Raw genomic sequence first — 18019 nt, 5'->3', positions numbered from 1 at the left:
CGTCCTGCACATCGCGTCGCCACCGACCTGAAATGGATCCAGCGTGCACTCCCTTGCCGTTCTGAGCATGAAGAACCGAGCGCTCATCGCGCTCGTCACGATCGTGGTCGCCGTCTTCGGTGCCATCGCGTTGACCAACCTCAAGCAGGAGCTGACGCCGTCGATCGACTTTCCCGAGCTGGTGATCGTCACCAGCTATCCCGGCGCATCGCCGAAGGTCGTCGAGAACGACGTGAGCTCGCCCATCGAATCGGCCATCCAGAACGTGCCGAACCTCGACAGCACCTCGGCAGTGAGCAGCACGAACCAGTCGCTCATCACCGCCAAGTTCACCTACGGCTCAGACCTCGACACGGCCGAGCAGAAGATCAACCAGGCCATCGGCAACATCTCCTCGAGGCTGCCCTCCACGGTGCAGCCGCAGGTCTTCGCAGGCAGCATCTCCGACCTCCCCATCCTCGAGCTCGCCGTCACCAGCAACGAGAGCCGCAAGCAGCTCGCCGCCGACCTGAACCGCCTGGTGCTGCCCGACATCACGAAGATGGATGGCGTCGCCTCGGCTCAGCTCATCGGTGAAGTCGGCCAGCGGGTCACCATCACACCCGACCCGGCCAAGATGGCGGCCGATGGCGTGAGTGTGCAGTCGATCCAGAGCTCGCTGCAGCAGAACGGCGTGCTCACCGGCGCTGGATCCATCACGAGCGACGGCAAGACGCTCTCGGTGCAGGCGGGCGAGACCGTCACCTCGGTGGACCAGATCGCGGCGCTTCCCCTGGTCCCATCGGCATCGGCCGGTGGGGCGAGCGCGGCTGCGAGTGGCGGTGCGGCTGCGGCCGGTGGTGCAGGTGCGGCCGCGGGCGGCTCCGGTGGGGCATCCTCACAGGAGGCGGCGGCAGCCGCGGCTGCAGCGGCGGCCGCGACCCCGACGGTGTACACGATCGGCGACGTCGCGACGGTGGCCATCACGGATGACCCCATCACGTCCATTTCGCGGGTCAACGGCAAGCCTGCGCTGACCATCGCGGTCACGAAGACCCCGACCGCGAACACCGTCGAGGTGTCGAACGCGGTCAAGCACCAGATTCCGAACTTCGAGAAGTCCGTCGGTCACGGCGCGACGTTCACGAGCGTGTTCGACCAGGCGCCGTTCATCCAGCAGTCCATCAGCTCGCTGGCCGAAGAAGGCGCGCTCGGGCTGTTGTTCGCCATGGTCGTCATCCTGATCTTCCTGTTGTCGATCAGGTCGACCCTGGTCACGATCATCTCGATCCCGACCTCGGTGCTCATCACCTTCATCGCCATGTGGGCGAGCGGCTACACGCTCAACATCATCACGCTCGGCGGTCTGACGATCGCGATCGGGCGCGTCGTCGACGACTCGATCGTCGTCATCGAGAACATCAAGCGACATCTCGTGGCCGGTGTCGACCGGGCGAAGACGATCGTGGATGCCGTGCGCGAGGTCGCGGGCGCGATCACCGCGTCCACGATCACGACCGTCGCCGTCTTCCTGCCGATCGCCTTCGTTGGCGATGTCACAGGGGAGCTCTTCCGACCGTTCGCCGTCACCGTGACGATCGCGCTGCTGTCGTCCCTGCTGGTGGCGCTCACCATCGTGCCGGTGCTCGCGTACTGGTTCCTGCGGGCGCCGAAGCCGAAGGTGAAGAAGGGTGAGACGGCGGAGGAGCTGGCGGATGACGAAGCCAGCCACATGTCGATCGGTGATGCCGTTGCGAGCGGACACGACGAGCTCGAGCATCCTTCCCGTCTGCAGAAGGGCTACCTGCCCATCATCAACTTCACGCTGAAGCACTCGGCGGTGACGATCATCGTCGCCGTTCTGGTGATGGGCGGAACGCTGGCGTTGGCGCCGCTGATGAAGACGAACTTCCTCGGCTCGAGCGGACAGAACACGCTCACCGTTACCCAGTCCTTCCCGCCGGGCACCAGCCTGGAGGCCGAAGACGCCGCGGCGACCGTCGTCAACAAGAAGCTGCAGTCCATCGACGGTGTCGAGACGGTGCAGCTCTCCATCGGAACGTCGGGCAGCGCACTCGCCGATGCGTTCGGCGGAGGGGCGAACAGTGCGACCTTCTCGATCACGACGGATGAGAAGGCCGACCAGGACGCGCTTCAGTCCACCGTGCAGAAGGAGCTGAAGGGGCTCGACGTCGCTGGCGACATCACGGTCTCGTCGAACGCCGGTTTCGGCGGCTCCAGCAGCATCGAGGTGGATGTCACCGCATCGAACCAAGCCGATCTCACGAAGGCGACGGACTCGGTCGTCTCGCAGCTCGACAAGCTGAGCTCGGTGAACCAGGTGACCAGCAACCTGAGCCCGACGCTGCCGTACATCGCGGTCACCGTGAACCGCACGACCGCCGCCCAGTACGGCCTCAGCGAGGTCGCGGTGGGATCTCAGGTGTCGCAGGCGATGCAGCCGACCCAGGCCGGCACGGTGTCGATCAACGACACGTCGCTCACCGTGTACATCGCGGACAAGAACCAGCCGACGACCGTCGACGAGCTGAAGAACCTGCCGATCCAGACCACGCGCGGGCCGCAGCCGCTCTCCACTCTCGCCGACGTGCACGACGCGAAGGGTCCGGCGACGGTCACGACCCAGAAGGGTCTCCAGAGCGCGACCATCACCGCCAACCCCGTGGGCAACGACCTCAGCAAGGCCAACACCCAGGTGTCGCAGGCGGTCGCGAAGGCGAACCTTCCGACCGGGGCATCCGCATCCATCGGCGGCGTGACGGCAAGCCAGGGCAGCGCCTTCTCGCAGCTCGGCATCGCGATGCTGGCGGCCATCCTGATCGTCTACGTCGTCATGGTGGCCACGTTCAAGTCGCTGCGTCAGCCGCTGCTGCTGCTCATCTCCATCCCGTTCGCGGCCACCGGCGCCATCGGGCTGCAGATCATCTCGGGTGTTCCGCTCGGTGTGGCATCCCTCATCGGCGTTCTGATGCTGATCGGCATCGTGGTGACGAACGCGATCGTGCTCGTCGACCTCGTGAACCAGTACCGAACGAAGGGGCTGTCGGTTCCGGAGGCCGTGCGGCACGGTGCGTCACGCCGTCTGCGTCCGATCCTCATGACGGCGCTGGCGACGATCTTCGCCCTGCTGCCGATGGCGGTCGGGCTGACGGGTCAGGGCGGGTTCATCTCGCAGCCGCTGGCCATCGTCGTGATCGGCGGACTGGTGTCATCCACCGTGCTCACGCTCGTCGTGCTGCCGACCCTGTACAACCTCGTGGAGGGTGCGCGCGAGCGGCGCATGGCGCGCAAGGCGGCGAAGCGCGGCGACGGCGGGACTCCAGCCGAGGTACCCGCTCTGGTCGAGTAGCGCGTTCCCCGTGGGCCAGGAGCGAGCCGAAGGCACGCGTCTTCCCGTGGGTTGAGGAGCGAGCCGAAGGCCCCGCGTCTCAAAACCCCGAGCTGGTGGGGTTTCGAGACGCGCGCGGCGGTGGCGCGTGCTCCTCAACCCACGGGATGGACGCGCGCGGTGGTGCCGCGTGCTCCTCGACCCGCATGGGTCGTCAGTCGCGCGACATCGCGGCCTGGAAGTCGCTCTCCAGGTTCACGTAGGAGTCGTCGCCGATGCTGATCTCGACCACGGTGATCGTTCCTCCCGTGAACGCGAACTCCGGCGAGTACTCCTTCGAGACCGAGTCGTCGGCGTCGCGGCCGACGGAGAGGCCGTCGCCGACCAGCGCGAACTGGCCGTTCTGCGTCTTCCACGGTGCGTTCGCCACTGCCTGGTCATCCACGTGCAGGATCGCGGTGCCGAGGGCCTCGTGATGGTCGCCGAGCCCGGACTTCTGGAACTCCGCGCCCAGCACGTGCTTGCCGACGGTGAGGTCATCCGGTGACACGAGCTGCTGCTCCGGCGGGATGCCGATGAAGTTGTTCACGTACCAGAGCTTGTGGTTCTTGATGAACAGCGAGTGACCTCCGAAGCGCGACCCTGTCGAGAAGATCACCCCTTCGGCGTCCGGGTCGGTGAGCTCGACCTGGGCGAGGATCTTGAATGACCGTCCGCGAACGGGCGCCGCCGCGAACTCCGGTACGGCCGTCGCGCCCGGGTAGTAGCGATACATGCCGTCGGACGGAAGGTCTGCCATCGGGAGGTTGGCGATGAGTTCCGCCACGGACCGATTGTCCAGCGGGAGCACGTCGTACTTGCCGGCCTCGACGTACCAGAGTCGCTCCAACTCCTTCACCTTGTCGGGGTACTGCTCGGCGAGGTCGTTCTTCTCCGCTCGATCCACCTCGGAGTGGTAGAGCTCCCACGTCTCGTTGATGTAGTCGGATGCTGTCGCACCCTGCATTGGGGCGCGCTGCGCGACGATGTGCCACCCGTCGTGCCAGAGCGCCCTGGTGCCGAACATCTCGTAGTACTGGATCTTCTTCTGCGTAGGAGCGTCGGCGGCTTCGAAGGTGTACTTCATCGAGACGCCGGGGAGCGGAGTCTGCTCGAAGCCCTGCACCCGGTCCGGCATCTCGACGCCGGTGCACTCCAGGATGGTCGGCACGATGTCGATCGCGTGGTGGTACTGGTTGCGCACCTCGCCGCGAGCAGCGATGCCCTTCGGCCACGAGATCACCAGAGGATCGGCGACGCCGCCCTGGTAGGTGTATCGCTTGAACATCTTGAACGGAGTGGAGAACGCGGAGGCCCATCCCGTCGGGTAGTGGTTGTACGTGTCGGGGCTGCCCAGCTGGTCGATCATCGCCAGGTTGTGCTCGATGTCGTCGGGGTAGGCGTTGAACAGCTTGTTCTCGTTGACCGATCCGTTGGGGCTGCCTTCACCGGACGCGCCGTTGTCTGCGCAGTACATGATCACGGTGTTCTCGAGCTGGCCGAGCTCTTCCAGGTGGTCGATGATGCGCCCGACCTGGGCATCCGTGTACTCCGAGAATCCGGCGTAGACCTCCGCCATGTGCGCGAACAGCCTCTTCGCGTCGTCGTCCAGCTCGGCCCACGGGCGCACGTGGTCCATCTCCGTTGCGGCATCGCCGGGCAGCGGGTTGATGTCGGAGAACTGGGTGTCTTCCGGCACGATGCCGCGCTCGATCATCCGCGGCAGTACCCACTCGCGGTAGGCCTCGTATCCGTCGTCGAACTTGCCCTTGTACTTGTCGATGTACTCCTGGGGCGCGTGGTGCGGGGCGTGGTTCGCGCCGGGGCAGAACCAGAGGTACCAGGGCTTGTTCGGAGCCGTCGTCACGCTGTCGGTGATGAAGCTGATGGCGTGGTCGGCCAAGTCCTTCGAGAGGTGGTAGCCCTCCTCGGGAGAGTACGGCTGCTCGACGTAGTGGTTGTCCTCGACCAGGGTCGGATACCAGTTGTTGGTCTCGCCGCCGATGAATCCGTAGAACCGGTCGAAGCCTCGGGCGAGCGGCCAGTTGCGCTTCGTCGCACCCATCGACCACTCGTCGATGGGCACGTTGTGGTTCTTGCCGACCCAGAAAGTGTTGTACCCGTTCTCACGGAGCACTTCGCCGACCGTCGCGTTCTCCATCGGGATGTGGCCGGTGTGGCCGGGGAATCCCATCGCGCCCTCAGCGATCTGAGCGAACCCGTTCTGGTGGTGGTTGCGTCCAGTCAGCATGCAGGAGCGGGTCGGGGAGCAGAGTGCCGTGGTGTGCCACTGGGTGTAGGTCAGGCCGTTGTCGGCGAGCCGCTGCATGGTCGGCATCTGGATGCGACCGCCGTACGGCGACCAGGCCGCCATGCCGGTGTCGTCGTAGAGCACGACCAGAACGTTCGGCGCGCCCTCCGGCGCCGGCTTCTCCCGGAAGGGTGTCCAATCGGGAACCGAATCCCGCACATCGAGATTCACGACTCCCTTGAACGGCTCGGCCATGTCTGCTTCCTCCCCCTCAGCCCGCGGCCCGGTGTCGCAGGGCAGTTGTTCCTCATAGAACCAGGGCCGCCGTCTTCAGGGAAGACCTCGGGCGGATTGATCGTCGATGCGGCCTCGGCGGGTGTCGGTGTGCACAGCGCTAGGCGCACAGCACACTGCCAGCCGCGCATCCTGTACCCTTGATAGGTCGGCTCTGGACACCGCGCGGTGCGCGGATGGGTTTGTAAGTCCGTTGGGCCGGTTCCGCTGGTGCATTCGCACCGACAGCCCCGATCGACGCGGCAGCGGATGACCACTGTATGCCTGTGTCGAATGAGATTCAGGGGCCCTCACGGTGGCGGCGAGCTCTGCCGTCTGCCCAAGGTTCTGCAAGGACGCGACGCTGTGTCGCGGGTTCTGCCATGCACACCGAGAACAACCCAGAGAACGATCATGCCCAAGAACAAGAAATCTGCCGGTCGACCGAACTTCGACCCGAGCTACGCCAAGAAGTCCGGCCACAAGCCGTACGCGAAGTCGGGCTCCAAGCCCGGCAGCCGTAGCGCCGGCCACCGCGGCTACCGCCCGGAGGACGCGGACTCCACCAAGAAGCGCCGCTGGACGGCCGACGAGCGCGCAGCCCGCGGCCTCGCCGCCGAGCGCCCGCGCGGGGGCTCGCAGGGCGAGCGCTCCCGCGACGACCGCCCGCGCGACGACCGTCCGTACCGCGGCCGCGACGAGCGCGCATCCCGTTCGTACGACTCGTCGACGCGCTCGGCACGCAGCGGCGACCGCCGCCAGTATGAGGACCGCCCGCGTCGCGACTACGGTGACGACCGTCCGCGTCGCCAGTACAGCGAGGACCGTCCGCGTCGCCAGTACGACGACGATCGTCCGCGTCGCCAGTACGACGACGCTCCTCGTCGCCGCAACGACGATGGCCCGCGCCGTTCCTACCGCGATGACGCTCCGCGCCGCGAGCAGCGTGACGACCGTCCGCGCCGTGGATACAACGAGGACCGTCCGCGTCGCGAGTACAGCGAGGACCGTCCCCGCCGCGAGTACAGCGATGACCGTCCTCGCCGTGACTACGGTGACGACCGTCCGCGCAGGCAGTACAGCGAGGACCGCCCGCGTCGCCAGTACGACGATCGTCCCCGCCGGACCCACGACGACGAGCGCCCCCGCCGCTCGTACAGCGAAGACCGCCCCCGCCGTCGCTTCGACGACGACCGCCGCACGGATGCCCCGCGCGAACGCCGCGAGTCCTCGTTCTACCCGAACCGCGACGAGCGCCCTGCGTTCACCTCGAACGACGACGTCGTGCTCGAGCGGCTCGAGGCGGAGGCCATCCAGGCGTCCGACGTCGACGGTGTGACCTTCGGCGACCTCGGCCTCGGCGGCAACATCGTGCGCGCCCTCGCCGAGCTCGGCGCGGAGTCGCCGTTCCCGATCCAGGCAGCGACCATCCCCGACGTGCTCTCCGGCCGCGACGTTCTCGGCCGCGGCCGCACGGGAAGCGGCAAGACGATCGCCTTCGGCGCGCCGCTCGTCGAGCGCCTCATGCAGCTCTGGGCCGAGTCCGGTCGCGCCAACGGCAAGCGCACCATGGGCCGCTCGCCCCGCGCGCTCATCATGGCGCCGACCCGCGAGCTCGCCCTGCAGATCGACCGCACCGTGCAGCCGATCGCGCGCAGTGTCGGCCTCTTCACCACGCAGATCTACGGCGGCGTGCCCCAGGCTCGCCAGGTCGGTGCTCTTCGTCGTGGCGTCGACATCGTGATCGGAACGCCCGGTCGCATCGAGGACCTCATCGAACAGGGACACCTCGACCTCAGCGAGGTCGTCGTCACGGTTCTCGACGAGGCCGACCACATGTGCGACCTCGGCTTCCTCGAGCCGGTGCAGCGCATCCTGCGTCAGACGAGCGACGGCGGTCAGAAGCTGCTGTTCTCGGCGACTCTCGACACCGGTGTCGCCGCACTGGTGAAGGAGTTCCTCGTGGAGCCGGCTGTGCACGAGGTTGCCGGTGAGGATCAGGCATCCGGCACCATCGACCACCGCGTGTTCGTGATCGAGCACCGCGAGAAGAGCGCGATCGTCGAGCAGCTGGCCGACCGCGACGGCAAGACGCTCATCTTCGCGCGCACCCGTGCCTTCGCGGAGCAGCTCGCCGACCAGCTCGACGACGCGGGAATCCCCGCTGTGTCGCTGCACGGCGACCTGAGCCAGTCGCGCCGTCAGCGCAACCTCGACAAGCTCTCGAACGGTCGGGTCTCGGTGCTGGTCGCGACGGATGTCGCCGCGCGCGGCATCCACGTTGATGACATCGACCTGGTCATCCAGGCCGACGCCCCCGACGAGTACAAGACGTACCTGCACCGCTCCGGCCGCACGGGTCGCGCGGGCAAGCCCGGAACCGTCGTGACGCTGATCCCGCGTCAGCGTCGTCGTCGGATGACCGAGCTGCTCGGCCGCGCCGAGATCGAGGCCGCCTTCGAGGAGGTCGTGGCAGGAGACGCCCGCATCAGCGATGTGATGGTCGTCGCGGAGTAGTCTCCGGCCTCCTGGCCCGCGCCACTGCTCGCACCGGCGTCCCGCACTGAAAACAGCCGAAGTCCTCCAGAACAGGAGGACTTCGGCTGTTTTCGTTGCGAGAGCGCGATTCCTGCTGTTTTCGGAGCAGGTGACGGGGAGTGGGGCTCGGAGGAGGTGACGGGGAGTGGGGCTCAGGGGAGGTGACGGGGAGTGGGGCTCAGAGGAGGTGGCGCAGGTAGCGCTCGGGGGCGTCGAGGTACGAGCGCCAGTGCTGAACGAGCTCCAGGTCATCCCATGACGTCTGGCGCAGTCCCCAGTCGCCGATCTCCAGGATGTTCGCGTCCGGCAGCGCGGCGAGCACCGGCGAGTGCGTGGCGCAGAGCACCTGCCCGCCCTCGTCGACGATGCGCTGCAGGGTCGCGATGAGGGTGAGCGTCGAGCTGAACGAGAGTGCGGCCTCCGGCTCATCGAGGCAGTAGAACCCCGGCGAGTCGAAGCGGGTCTCGAGGATGGCCAGGAACGACTCCCCGTGGCTCATGTTGTGGAAGGCGGGGTCCCGCGGGCTGGGGTGGCCTTCGAGGTATGTGTAGAACGAGTGCATCGTCTCTGCGCGCAGGAAGAATCCCCAGCGGCCCGCTCCGATGCCGCGTTGCAGCTGCAGCCACTCCGACAGCGGGGACTCGCTGCGCCGCGTGCTGTGCTGGGCGAAGGCCGACCCGCCCTCCGGCGAGAATCCGTACGCCATCGCGACGCCCTCGACGATGGTGGACTTGCCCGAGCCGTTCTCTCCTACCAGGAATGTCACGCCCGGCGGGAGGCGAAGCCCGTCATCCAGCAGCTGCGACACAGCAGGCACCGTGCGCGGCCAGGTGCCCGGCCGGTCATCCGCATCGTCTCGACGACGGATCGCCACGACGGGCGGCTGAAAGTCCACGTGCGGAGTCTGCCAGACACCCCTGTCGCCCACCCCCCGGGGCACCCCCACCCCGGTCACCCCACGCGAGAACCGGAACATGCACCGAGAACCGGAGAATTCCGTCGGTTTCGTAGCGAGAGCGCGATCACTCCGGTTTTCAGAGCCGGTGGAAGTCCGCATGCGAGCCGGTGGATGTCCGCGAGTGGGGCCGGTGGATGTCGGCGGTTGGGGCGTGGCGCGGCGGGGCGCGACCTACGCGTCGGCGCCGACGGCCTGGAGGACGGCTCGGGCGATCGTCTCGTCCTGGTCGGGGGTGCCGCCCGCGACGCCCAGGCCGCCGAGCAGGCGTCCCTCGAAGACCAGAGGGAAGCCACCCTTGATGTTGGTCAGCAGGTTGCCGGAGCCCAGCGGAAGCATGACCGCGAAGTCGCCCTGCATCCATCCGCTCGGACGACGCGTGGATGACGCCGTCTGCGCCTTGCGCCTGCTGGTCTCCGCGCTGTGCGGCGTCGTCCCGTCCGCGCGGGCGTATGCGACGACGGCCATCGCCGGATCCGTCACCGTCACGGCGACGTTCACCCCCGCCCTTGCGCCTTCGTCGATGGCGGTCTGCACGATGTGGAGGGCGAGTTCGTGGCTGATCGACACGGTCTCGATGGCTTGCTTCACTGTTGTCTCCTGCTGTGTCTGGTCGGTCACGTGTGTCTGGTCGGTCACGCGTCGCGTCGCTTCGCCTCACGCCGGCGGCGATGAAGGATGAACTCCGTGTACCCGTTCGGCTGCGCGGCGCCTTCGAACACCAGGTCGCATGCCGCCTGGAAGGCGATGCTGCCCTCGAGGTTCGCGGTCATCGGACGGTAGGCGGGGTCGTCGGCGTTCTGGGCATCCACGATCGCTGCCATCCTGATGAGGGATGCCCGCACGTCGTCCTCGGAAACGATGTCGTGGCGCAGCCAGTTGGCGAGCAGCTGGCTCGAGATGCGCAGCGTCGCGCGGTCTTCCATCAGCGCCACATCATGGATGTCCGGCACCTTCGAACACCCGATGCCCTGATCGATCCACCGCACCACATAACCGAGCAGGGATTGCACGTTGTTGTCGACCTCTTCGCGGCGTGCTGCCTCGTCCCACGTGGCGGGATCGCCGAGCGGGACGGTGAGGAGTTGGTCGAGGGTTCCGCGGCGTGCCCCTGCGAGCTCATCCTGCCGTGCACGCACGTCGACGCGCAGGTAGTGCAGCGAGTGCAGGGTGGCTGCAGTCGGCGACGGCACCCACGCGGTAGACGCCCCTGCGCGGGGATGGCCGACCTTCTGCTCGAGCATCTCGACCATCTGGTCGGGCGCGGCCCACATGCCCTTGCCGATCTGGGCGTGGCCGGGCAGACCGACCTCCAGTCCGATGTCGACGTTCTGGTCCTCGTACGCGAGCATCCACGGCTGCGTGCGCAGATCGCCCTTGCGGACGATCGGGCCCGCCTCCATCGACGTGTGGATCTCGTCGCCCGAGCGGTCGAGGAAGCCGGTGTTGATGAAGACGAGACGGCTGCTCGCCTCGCCGATCGCCGCCTTGAGATTGGCGCTCGTGCGGCGTTCCTCGTCCATCAGACCGAGCTTGATGGTCTCGGGAGCGAGGCCGAGCAGCCGCTCGACACGCTCGAAGATGCGCACCGTGAACGCGACCTCGGCGGGCCCGTGCATCTTGGGCTTCACGATGTAGAGCGACCCCGTCGCGGAGTTGCGCTTGGGGTTCGCAGGGTCGAGCCCGGGCACCGCGCACAGGGTCGTCATAACAGCGTCGAGGATGCCCTCGCCGATCTCCGCGCCGTCGGCGTCGAGCACCGCGTCGGTCATCATGTGGTGTCCGACGTTGCGCACGAACAGTAGCTAGCGGCCGCGAAGAACGAGATCGGATCCGTCGGGGGAGACGTAGTGTCGGTCATCCGCCAGCCGTCGGGTGAGGGGCTTGCCGCCCTTCTCGAAGGTCTCGGTGAGGTCGCCCCGGTTCAGGCCGAGCCAGTTGCGGTACGCGAGGACCTTGTCGGAGGCGTCGACGACGGAGACCGAGTCCTCGAAGTCGATGATGGTGGTGAGTGCAGCCTCGGCGATGACGTCGCTGACGCCCGCTGCGTCTGCTGACCCGATCGGAGAGCCCGCGTCGAAGCAGATCTCCCAGTGGATGCCGTTGCGGCGGAGCAGCACCGCCTCTGGATGACCGGCCTCGCCTCGCACACCGCGGAGGGCCCGTGGCCTGCGGAGACCCGTCGCACCGGAGGGCGTGGTGACGACGAGGGCGCCGTTCTCGACGGCGTACCCGGTGGCGTCGGCGTGGCTGCCGTTCTCGAGCGGGAAGAACTCGTCGAGCAGCTCGCGCACCGCGGCGATCACCTGTGCGCCCCGGTCCGGGTCGTATCCGCCGGGCTTCGCCGCCCCCGGCAGCGCGTCGGTGCCGTAGAGGGCGTCGTACACCGATCCCCACCGCGCGTTCGCAGCGCTCAGCGAGTACCGGGCGTTCGTGATCGGCACGACGAGCTGCGGCCCGGCGAGTTCGGCGATCTCGGGGTCGACGTCGGCGGTGGTCACCGTGACGTGTTCGGGCTCCGGCAGCAGATATCCGATCCGCTCGAGGTGGGTGCGGTACTCGGTCGCGTCCCAGTCGCCGCCGTGCTGCCGGTACCAGTCATCCAACTCGGCCTGCAGCCGGTCGCGATCGGACAGCAGACGATGGTTGGTGGGCATGAGGTCGGTCAGGATGCCCTCGACGCCGCTCCAGAACCGGGCCGGGGTCATCCCGCTCGCCGCCAGGCCGCTCGCCGGCAGAGCCTCGTTCGCGACGAAGTCGTGCAGCTCACGGGCGAGCTGCAGCCCTCCGATGCGGATGCGGTCGTCTGCTGTCATGCGCGGGTCTCCTCGAAGATGGTGCCGGGGTTGAGCAGGTGCTCCGGGTCGAGCGCCGTCTTGATGCGCTGGGCGAGCTCGAGCGCGTCGTCGCCGATCTGGCGGGAGAGCCATGGGCGCTTGAGTCGTCCCACGCCGTGCTCGCCCGTGATGGTGCCGCCGAGGTCGATCGCCAGGGTCATGACCTCGCCGTAGGCGTTGGATGCCCGTGCCTCGTGCTCGGCATCCGTGGGGTCGACCACCACGAGGGGGTGGGTGTTGCCGTCTCCGGCGTGGGCGATGAAGGCGATCTCGACCCGGTTGCGTGCCGCGATCTCCTCGACGCCGTGGATGAGGTCGGCGAGCCGGGGGATCGAGACGCCGACGTCTTCGAGCAGCACCCTGCCGCGCTGCTCGACAGCAGGGATCGCAACCCGGCGGCCGTGCTCCAGTGCGGCGCCGACCTCAGGGGTCGTCTCGTAGGCCGAGATCGGGTCGCGCCTGGCGAAGGCGTCGAGCATGAACGCGATGTCCTTGCCATCGGGGTCTGCGTCATCGCTGCCTGCGAGCACGAAGGCCGCGGCATCCCGATCGAGTCCGATTCCGAGCATGTCTTCGACGGCGTTCACCGCCGTGCGGTCCATGTACTCGAGCATGCTGGGGCGGATGGAGCAGGCGATCTCGGCGATGGCCTCCGCAGCGTCCTCTGTGGTGCGGAACCAGGCCGCGAGGGTGCGATGCGGCGGCTGAGCCGGGAGGAGCCGCAGGGTGATCTCGGTGATGATGCCGAGGGTGCCCTCGCTGCCGACGAACAGCTTGACGAGGTCGAGGCCGGCGACATCCTTGATCAGCGGGCCACCGAGACGCACGGCACGCCCGTCGGCGAGCACGACCTCGAGCCCGAGCACATAGTCGACGGTCACGCCGTATTTCACGCAGCACAGACCGCCGGCGTTGGTGGCGATGTTGCCGCCGATCGAGCAGATCTCGTAGGACGCGGGGTCGGGCGGGTACCAGAGGCCGTGAGCGGCGACGGCCGCCTTGAACTCGGCGTTGAGCAGCCCGGGTCGCACAACGGCCATTCGTGTCTGATCGTCGATGGATACCTCGCGCATGCGCTCCGTCGTCAACACGATGCCGCCGGTGACGGCGCTGGCCCCGCCGGAGAGCCCGGTTCCGGCGCCGCGGGGGACGACGGGCACCTGGTGCCGAGCGGCCCAGCGCATCACCGCCTGCACCTCGGCCGTCGAGGTCGGTCGGGCCACCGCGATCGGCACGCCGGCGTCCGGGTCGGCTGCACGATCACGGCGGTACGGCTCGACCCCGTCGCCGAGGATGAGCCCGTCGGGCGACAGCTCAGCCCTGAGCTCCTCGATGCGCGGGTCCGTGGCGCGTCCGTCACTGCTCGGGTGCTCTGTCACGTCTGTCTCCCGTTGATCTCCCATCGAACCTATTCCTGGTTTATTCCGCGATGTGGAATTCAAATAGCGCGATGTGGACTTGAGCATAGAGTCGCGGCACCGTGGATGCAACGCGGAGGGGGCGACTAGTGGCTATGAATGGTGAGTTTCAAACATGAATGATTGTTTTCCAACACTATGGGGTTAGGCTCGAACCGGCGCCGGCTGGCGCGGCTACTTCTGCGAAGGGACTCACACGATGACATGGTTGCGCAGCGCCTCGCACGCCCACTGGCTGGAGACGGAAACCGACCGCATCTTCGACTTCGGTCGACGATCCAGAGTTGCGACCGGGTTCGGATGGCTCGACAACAACGGATCTGTCGTCACCGAGAAGCCGACCCAGCTCTGGATCACCGCTCGCATGACGCACAACTTCTCCCTCGCGGCCCTCATGGGCCGACCGGGAGCGAATCAGTTGGTGGACCACGGCATCCGTTCTCTTCAGACCGTGTTCCGTGATGATGAGTTCGGCGGATGGTTCGCAGCCGTGGATGACGCGGGCGTCGTCGACGACTCGAAGTCGGGTTACGCGCACTCGTTCGTACTTCTCGCGGCCGCGAGTGCGGTCGCCGCCGGCAGGCCGGGAGCGCGCGAGCTGCTCGACGATGCGCTGGTCGTGGCAGATGGAAGGTTCTGGGACCACGACGCGAACATGTGCTTCGACTCGTGGAACCGCGACTTCAGCATGACTGAGCACTATCGAGGCGGCAACGCGAGCATGCACTCCGTCGAGGCCTACCTGATCGTGGCGGATGTCACGGGCGAGGTTCGGTGGTTGGAGCGGGCTCTGCACATCGCCGAGGTGCTCATCCACGGGTTCGCACGCAACAACGGCTATCGGGTGTTCGAGCACTTCGACCCGGACTGGAACCCACTGCCGGAGTACAACACCGACAACCGGGCGGACCGGTTCCGTGCCTACGGCAGCACCCCTGGGCACTGGACGGAGTGGGCGCGGCTGCTGCTTCATCTCGGGGCGGGGCTTCAGGCGCGGGGCATCCAGGCGCCCGACTGGCTGCTCGAAGACGCACGCGGCCTCTTCGACGCGGCGTGCCGCGACGCGTGGGAGCCGGACGGTCATCCCGGATTCGTCTACTCCGTCGACTGGCAGGGCAGACCGGTGGTCACCTCTCGCATCAGATGGGTTCCCGTCGAGGCCATCGGGGGAGCCGCCGCCCTCTACAAGGCCACGGGGGACGAGCGCTACGCGCAGTGGTACGAGCGCATCTGGGACCACGTTTACGAGCACTTCATCGATTACGAGAACGGCTCGTGGTGGCAGGAACTCGACGAGAACGGAACGGTCTCCTCGAGCGTCTGGGACGGCAAGGCAGATATCTACCACCTGATGCACTGCCTGATCATCCCGAGGCTACCGCTCGCGCCGGGCCTGGCGCCGGCGCTAGCCGCGAACCTGCTCGACGCCGAGCGCTAGGGGGTCAGGAGCAACTCGACGTCTGCGGCCTCGAGCGCCCTCGTGACCTCCGGTCCGGGATCACGATCGCAGACGACGACGTCGATCTCGTCCCACGAACAGAGTCGCACGGGCGCGAACGACTCGAACTTGCTCGAGTCCAGGAGCACGACTACTCGGTCGGCTGCGGCCATCAGCGCGAGTTTGCTCGGTCGCTCGATGTCCGCGGCGACGTACAGGCCTTGTTTGTCCGCCGCCCCTGCCCCCAGGAACAACGTGCGGAACCTCAGGCCCTCGATCGCCGCGACGGCTGCGGGGCCGACGAATGCCTGGCTCGCCCGGTAGAGGTCGCCTCCGACGGCGACAAGATGTATCCGGTCTCGCTGTGCGAGTTGCAGAATGACCGGCACCGATCCCGTGACGACGCTGCCGAGAAACCCGGCGGGCAGTGCAGCCGAGACCTCGAAGGTCGTGGTGCCCCCGTCGATACCGATGGTGTCCTCGTCGGCGACAAGGCCTGCGGCCACCTCTGCGATGGCGCGCTTCGCGGGCGCGTGCTCGACGGCGCGAACTTCGTAACCGCTGGCGGTCGCCGGGCCGGGCGGAAGGCTCGCGCCCCCGTGCACGACCCGAACGGCGCCGGTTTCCTGCAACTTGCGCAGGTCGCGTCGCACGGTCATGTCAGAGACGTCCAGCTGACTGGCCAGTGAGGAGACCGTCTGGAACCCCGTGAGACGAAGCGCATCGAGAAGCCTTTGATGCCGTACGCCAACCTCGCGCACCCCACGCACCTGCGCCATGCCCCGCCGTCCCTTCGCGTGCCAGCGTAGCCCGGCGTGGTGGCGTCTTCACGTCATCCGCCTGCCAACGCACAAACATGTTGCATTCTCACCATTAATGGTGAAATATGACCATATCGTAATCCACTAGGAAGGGACCTGGGATGACGGCTCCGATCGTCTTCGTCGGTGTGGCGACCTACGACGCCATCAGCCTCGTGCCTCGGTACCCCCGTGCGAACGAACGTGTGGAGGCCACCGCAGTCGTGTTCGCCGGTGGCGGGCCGGCCGCGACCGCAGCCGTCGCAGCGCGCAGACTCGGCGCGGCCGTCGAGCTCATCGCTCCGGTCGGCGACGACCCTGTGCACGATCTCATCGCCGAAAGCCTTGAACGCGAGGGCGTCGGTCTGCACCTGCAGCTCGACGCGGAACGCGCCTCCCAGGCCAGTGCGATCATCTGCGCGTCCGACCAGTCGACCCGCGCGATCACAACGCTCAACATGCGACCGTTTTCCCTCACGGAGCGCCATGCCGAGCTCGTACGCGGCGCGGAGTGGGTGCATGTCGACCACCTCGGCTGGCCGGCCGTCGCGCGAGCCCTCTCGAGCGTGCCGGCGGACCGCCGTCCCAAGATCAGCGTCGACGCCGGGCATCCGATCATCGGCGACGCAGCCCTGTGCCGCCCCGCCGAAACCGCCCTCTTCGTGCCGCCGTTCGAGAACCTCGTCGCGAATGAAGGCGAGAGCGACCCCGACGTGCTCCGCCGCGTCGGAGCCGACGCCGTCGTCGCGACCAAAGGCGGATCCGGTTGCGTCGGGCTCTCGCCGGACGGCCGCTTCCATTCCATCGGCGGAGTGATCGTGCCTGAACTCGGCAGCACGCTCGGCGCAGGCGATGTGTTCCACGGTGCGCTTGCCGCGGCCGAGCCCTTCGATCACGCCATGCGGTTGGCGAACGTCGTCGCCGCCCTCAGCTGTCGGGGAGTCGACGGCCGCAGCCGCATTCCCGACCTTGCCGAAGCCGACGCCTTCCTGACCGCGACCACAACGAACCCTCCTGAGGAGAGATCCCGATGACCGATGCCGACACGACGACCGACCGCACCGCCCCGCTCAGACGCGAATCCGGCGCATTCGCGATGCTGGCCGTGGACCAGCGCGAGGCCATGCGGCTGATGTTCGCAGGCGACGCCGCCCCCAACCCCGACGGCTCGGTGCCGCAGGCGGTGCTCGACGTCGTTCCGGATGACACCCTGATCGACTTCAAGCTGCGAGCGGCGCGAGCGCTGACTCCGTTCGCCTCCGCTGTGCTGCTCGACAGACAGTTCGTGTGGGACCGTGCGATCGCGGAAGGCGTCATCGATCGGGCGTGCGCGCCGATCATCAGCGCGGATGAGTTCATCCCCGGCAGCGGCGAGGCGGTCAACCGGGTGAGGATCGACGAATCGGTCGTTCCCGCCGACGCGGTGACGCAGGGCGCAAAGGCCTTGAAACTGCTCGTCATCTATCGCGAGGACGAGTCCGCCACAGAGCGCGTGGCCATGGTGCGCGACTTCGTCGGGCGATGCGACGCCGCCGGTGTCGCGAGCATCATCGAACCCGTCTGCAAGGCTCCGCGAAGCGGTGGCGGATGGGACTGGGACGCGGGAGTGCTTGCGGCCGCCCACGAGCTCGGTCATCTCGGCGCCGACCTGTACAAGGCCGAGGTGCCGCTCAAGGGAAAGGGTGGCGACGACGAGATCCGAGAGTCCTGCGCAGCGCTCGACGATGCGATCGCATCGCCGTGGGTGGTGCTCTCCAGCGGTGTGGCCCCTGATGACTTCCCCCGCGCTGTGCGTCTCGCGTGCGAGGCCGGTGCATCCGGCTTCCTCGCCGGGCGCGCGGTCTGGCGAGCGTGCATAGGCGCACCCGATCTCGATGCCGCACTCCGCGACGACGCGGTGCCCCGCCTGCAGAGGCTCGTCGCTGTCGTCGACGACGTCGTGTCATCGCGTTCCGGCAATTAGCCCGACCGTGTCGACAAGAGGTCTGACCAATGTCAACTCGCAATCCGATCTTCACCACTATGCGGAGTAACACGAAAAGAACGAAATGAATCCAGCGGTGGTAAGACCTCTTGCCATTCACAATGACACATAGCTACCATCGCAGGGAACCGCGAGAATCCACCCCCGTCGCACACGCG

Annotated in this window: 12 protein-coding genes; 5 read left to right on the top strand and 7 right to left on the bottom strand. The window is 67.4% G+C overall.

The features are described 5' to 3' along the window. The first annotated feature begins 43 nt into the window (after window positions 1–43). Entirely contained in the window at window positions 44–3349 is a 3306-nt protein-coding gene (locus tag ACYVDN_RS11905; protein WP_460571680.1) for an efflux RND transporter permease subunit, read from the top strand. Between the two features lie 193 nt (window positions 3350–3542). On the opposite strand, the gene ACYVDN_RS11900 is transcribed toward ACYVDN_RS11905, so the two are convergent. Continuing rightward, entirely contained in the window at window positions 3543–5873 is a 2331-nt protein-coding gene (locus tag ACYVDN_RS11900) for an arylsulfatase (protein WP_460571678.1), read from the bottom strand. Between the two features lie 432 nt (window positions 5874–6305). Here ACYVDN_RS11900 and ACYVDN_RS11895 point away from each other — a divergent pair, with 432 nt between their 5' ends. Then, complete coding sequence (locus tag ACYVDN_RS11895; RefSeq protein WP_460571676.1) at window positions 6306–8408, top strand: DEAD/DEAH box helicase; 2103 nt, start codon at window positions 6306–6308, stop codon at window positions 8406–8408. 199 nt (window positions 8409–8607) lie between these two features. Here ACYVDN_RS11895 and ACYVDN_RS11890 read toward each other — a convergent pair whose 3' ends face one another. From ACYVDN_RS11890 to ACYVDN_RS11870, 5 genes are all read right to left on the bottom strand, one after another. Then, a complete protein-coding gene (locus ACYVDN_RS11890) occupies window positions 8608–9324 on the bottom strand; it encodes an AAA family ATPase (protein WP_460571674.1) in 717 nt (238 codons plus the stop codon). Between the two features lie 234 nt (window positions 9325–9558). Next, complete coding sequence (locus tag ACYVDN_RS11885) at window positions 9559–9975, bottom strand: GlcG/HbpS family heme-binding protein (protein ID WP_460571672.1); 417 nt, start codon at window positions 9973–9975, stop codon at window positions 9559–9561. Between the two features lie 44 nt (window positions 9976–10019). Next, entirely contained in the window at window positions 10020–11180 is a 1161-nt protein-coding gene (locus ACYVDN_RS11880; RefSeq protein WP_460571670.1) for an aldolase/citrate lyase/malate synthase family protein, read from the bottom strand. A 9-nt stretch (window positions 11181–11189) separates the two neighbouring features. Then, a complete protein-coding gene (locus ACYVDN_RS11875) occupies window positions 11190–12200 on the bottom strand; it encodes an aldolase/citrate lyase/malate synthase family protein (protein WP_460571668.1) in 1011 nt (336 codons plus the stop codon). Further along, on the bottom strand, window positions 12197–13600 hold the full coding sequence (locus tag ACYVDN_RS11870) for an FAD-binding oxidoreductase (protein WP_460571666.1): 1404 nt from the start codon (window positions 13598–13600) through the stop codon (window positions 12197–12199). Before ACYVDN_RS11870 ends, ACYVDN_RS11875 begins: the two co-directional genes overlap by 4 nt. A gap of 238 nt (window positions 13601–13838) precedes the next feature. Between ACYVDN_RS11870 and ACYVDN_RS11865 the strand changes: the two genes are divergently transcribed. Continuing rightward, entirely contained in the window at window positions 13839–15077 is a 1239-nt protein-coding gene (locus tag ACYVDN_RS11865; RefSeq protein ID WP_460571664.1) for an AGE family epimerase/isomerase, read from the top strand. Here the strand turns inward: ACYVDN_RS11865 and ACYVDN_RS11860 are convergent. Further along, window positions 15074–15856, bottom strand: a complete 783-nt coding sequence (locus tag ACYVDN_RS11860) for a DeoR/GlpR family DNA-binding transcription regulator (protein ID WP_460571662.1) — start codon at window positions 15854–15856, stop codon at window positions 15074–15076. The genes ACYVDN_RS11865 and ACYVDN_RS11860 overlap by 4 nt on opposite strands. 143 nt (window positions 15857–15999) lie before the next feature. Here ACYVDN_RS11860 and ACYVDN_RS11855 point away from each other — a divergent pair, with 143 nt between their 5' ends. Next, complete coding sequence (locus ACYVDN_RS11855) at window positions 16000–16911, top strand: carbohydrate kinase family protein (protein WP_460571660.1); 912 nt, start codon at window positions 16000–16002, stop codon at window positions 16909–16911. Continuing rightward, the gene (locus ACYVDN_RS11850; RefSeq protein ID WP_460571658.1) at window positions 16908–17840 is read left to right on the top strand and encodes an aldolase; all 933 of its coding nucleotides are present in this window, start codon (window positions 16908–16910) and stop codon (window positions 17838–17840) included. Before ACYVDN_RS11855 ends, ACYVDN_RS11850 begins: the two co-directional genes overlap by 4 nt. Window positions 17841–18019: the final 179 nt, after the last annotated feature.

It is taken from the genome of Humibacter soli (assembly GCF_054779035.1).
The sequence above is the reverse complement of the archived record's forward strand: the minus strand, read 5'-3'. Positions and strand labels throughout refer to the sequence as shown.

Bases quoted from the DNA above. Each gene is read 5' to 3' on its own strand.
- ACYVDN_RS11860 (WP_460571662.1), bottom strand. From the start codon at position 15,856: ATGGCGCAGGTGCGTGGGGTGCGCGAGGTTGGCGTACGGCATCAAAGG.
- ACYVDN_RS11850 (WP_460571658.1), top strand. From the start codon at position 16,908: ATGACCGATGCCGACACGACGACCGACCGCACCGCCCCGCTCAGACGC.
- ACYVDN_RS11855 (WP_460571660.1), top strand. From the start codon at position 16,000: ATGACGGCTCCGATCGTCTTCGTCGGTGTGGCGACCTACGACGCCATC.
- ACYVDN_RS11875 (WP_460571668.1), bottom strand. From the start codon at position 12,200: ATGACAGCAGACGACCGCATCCGCATCGGAGGGCTGCAGCTCGCCCGT.
- ACYVDN_RS11895 (WP_460571676.1), top strand. From the start codon at position 6,306: ATGCCCAAGAACAAGAAATCTGCCGGTCGACCGAACTTCGACCCGAGC.
- ACYVDN_RS11900 (WP_460571678.1), bottom strand. From the start codon at position 5,873: ATGGCCGAGCCGTTCAAGGGAGTCGTGAATCTCGATGTGCGGGATTCG.
- ACYVDN_RS11865 (WP_460571664.1), top strand. From the start codon at position 13,839: ATGACATGGTTGCGCAGCGCCTCGCACGCCCACTGGCTGGAGACGGAA.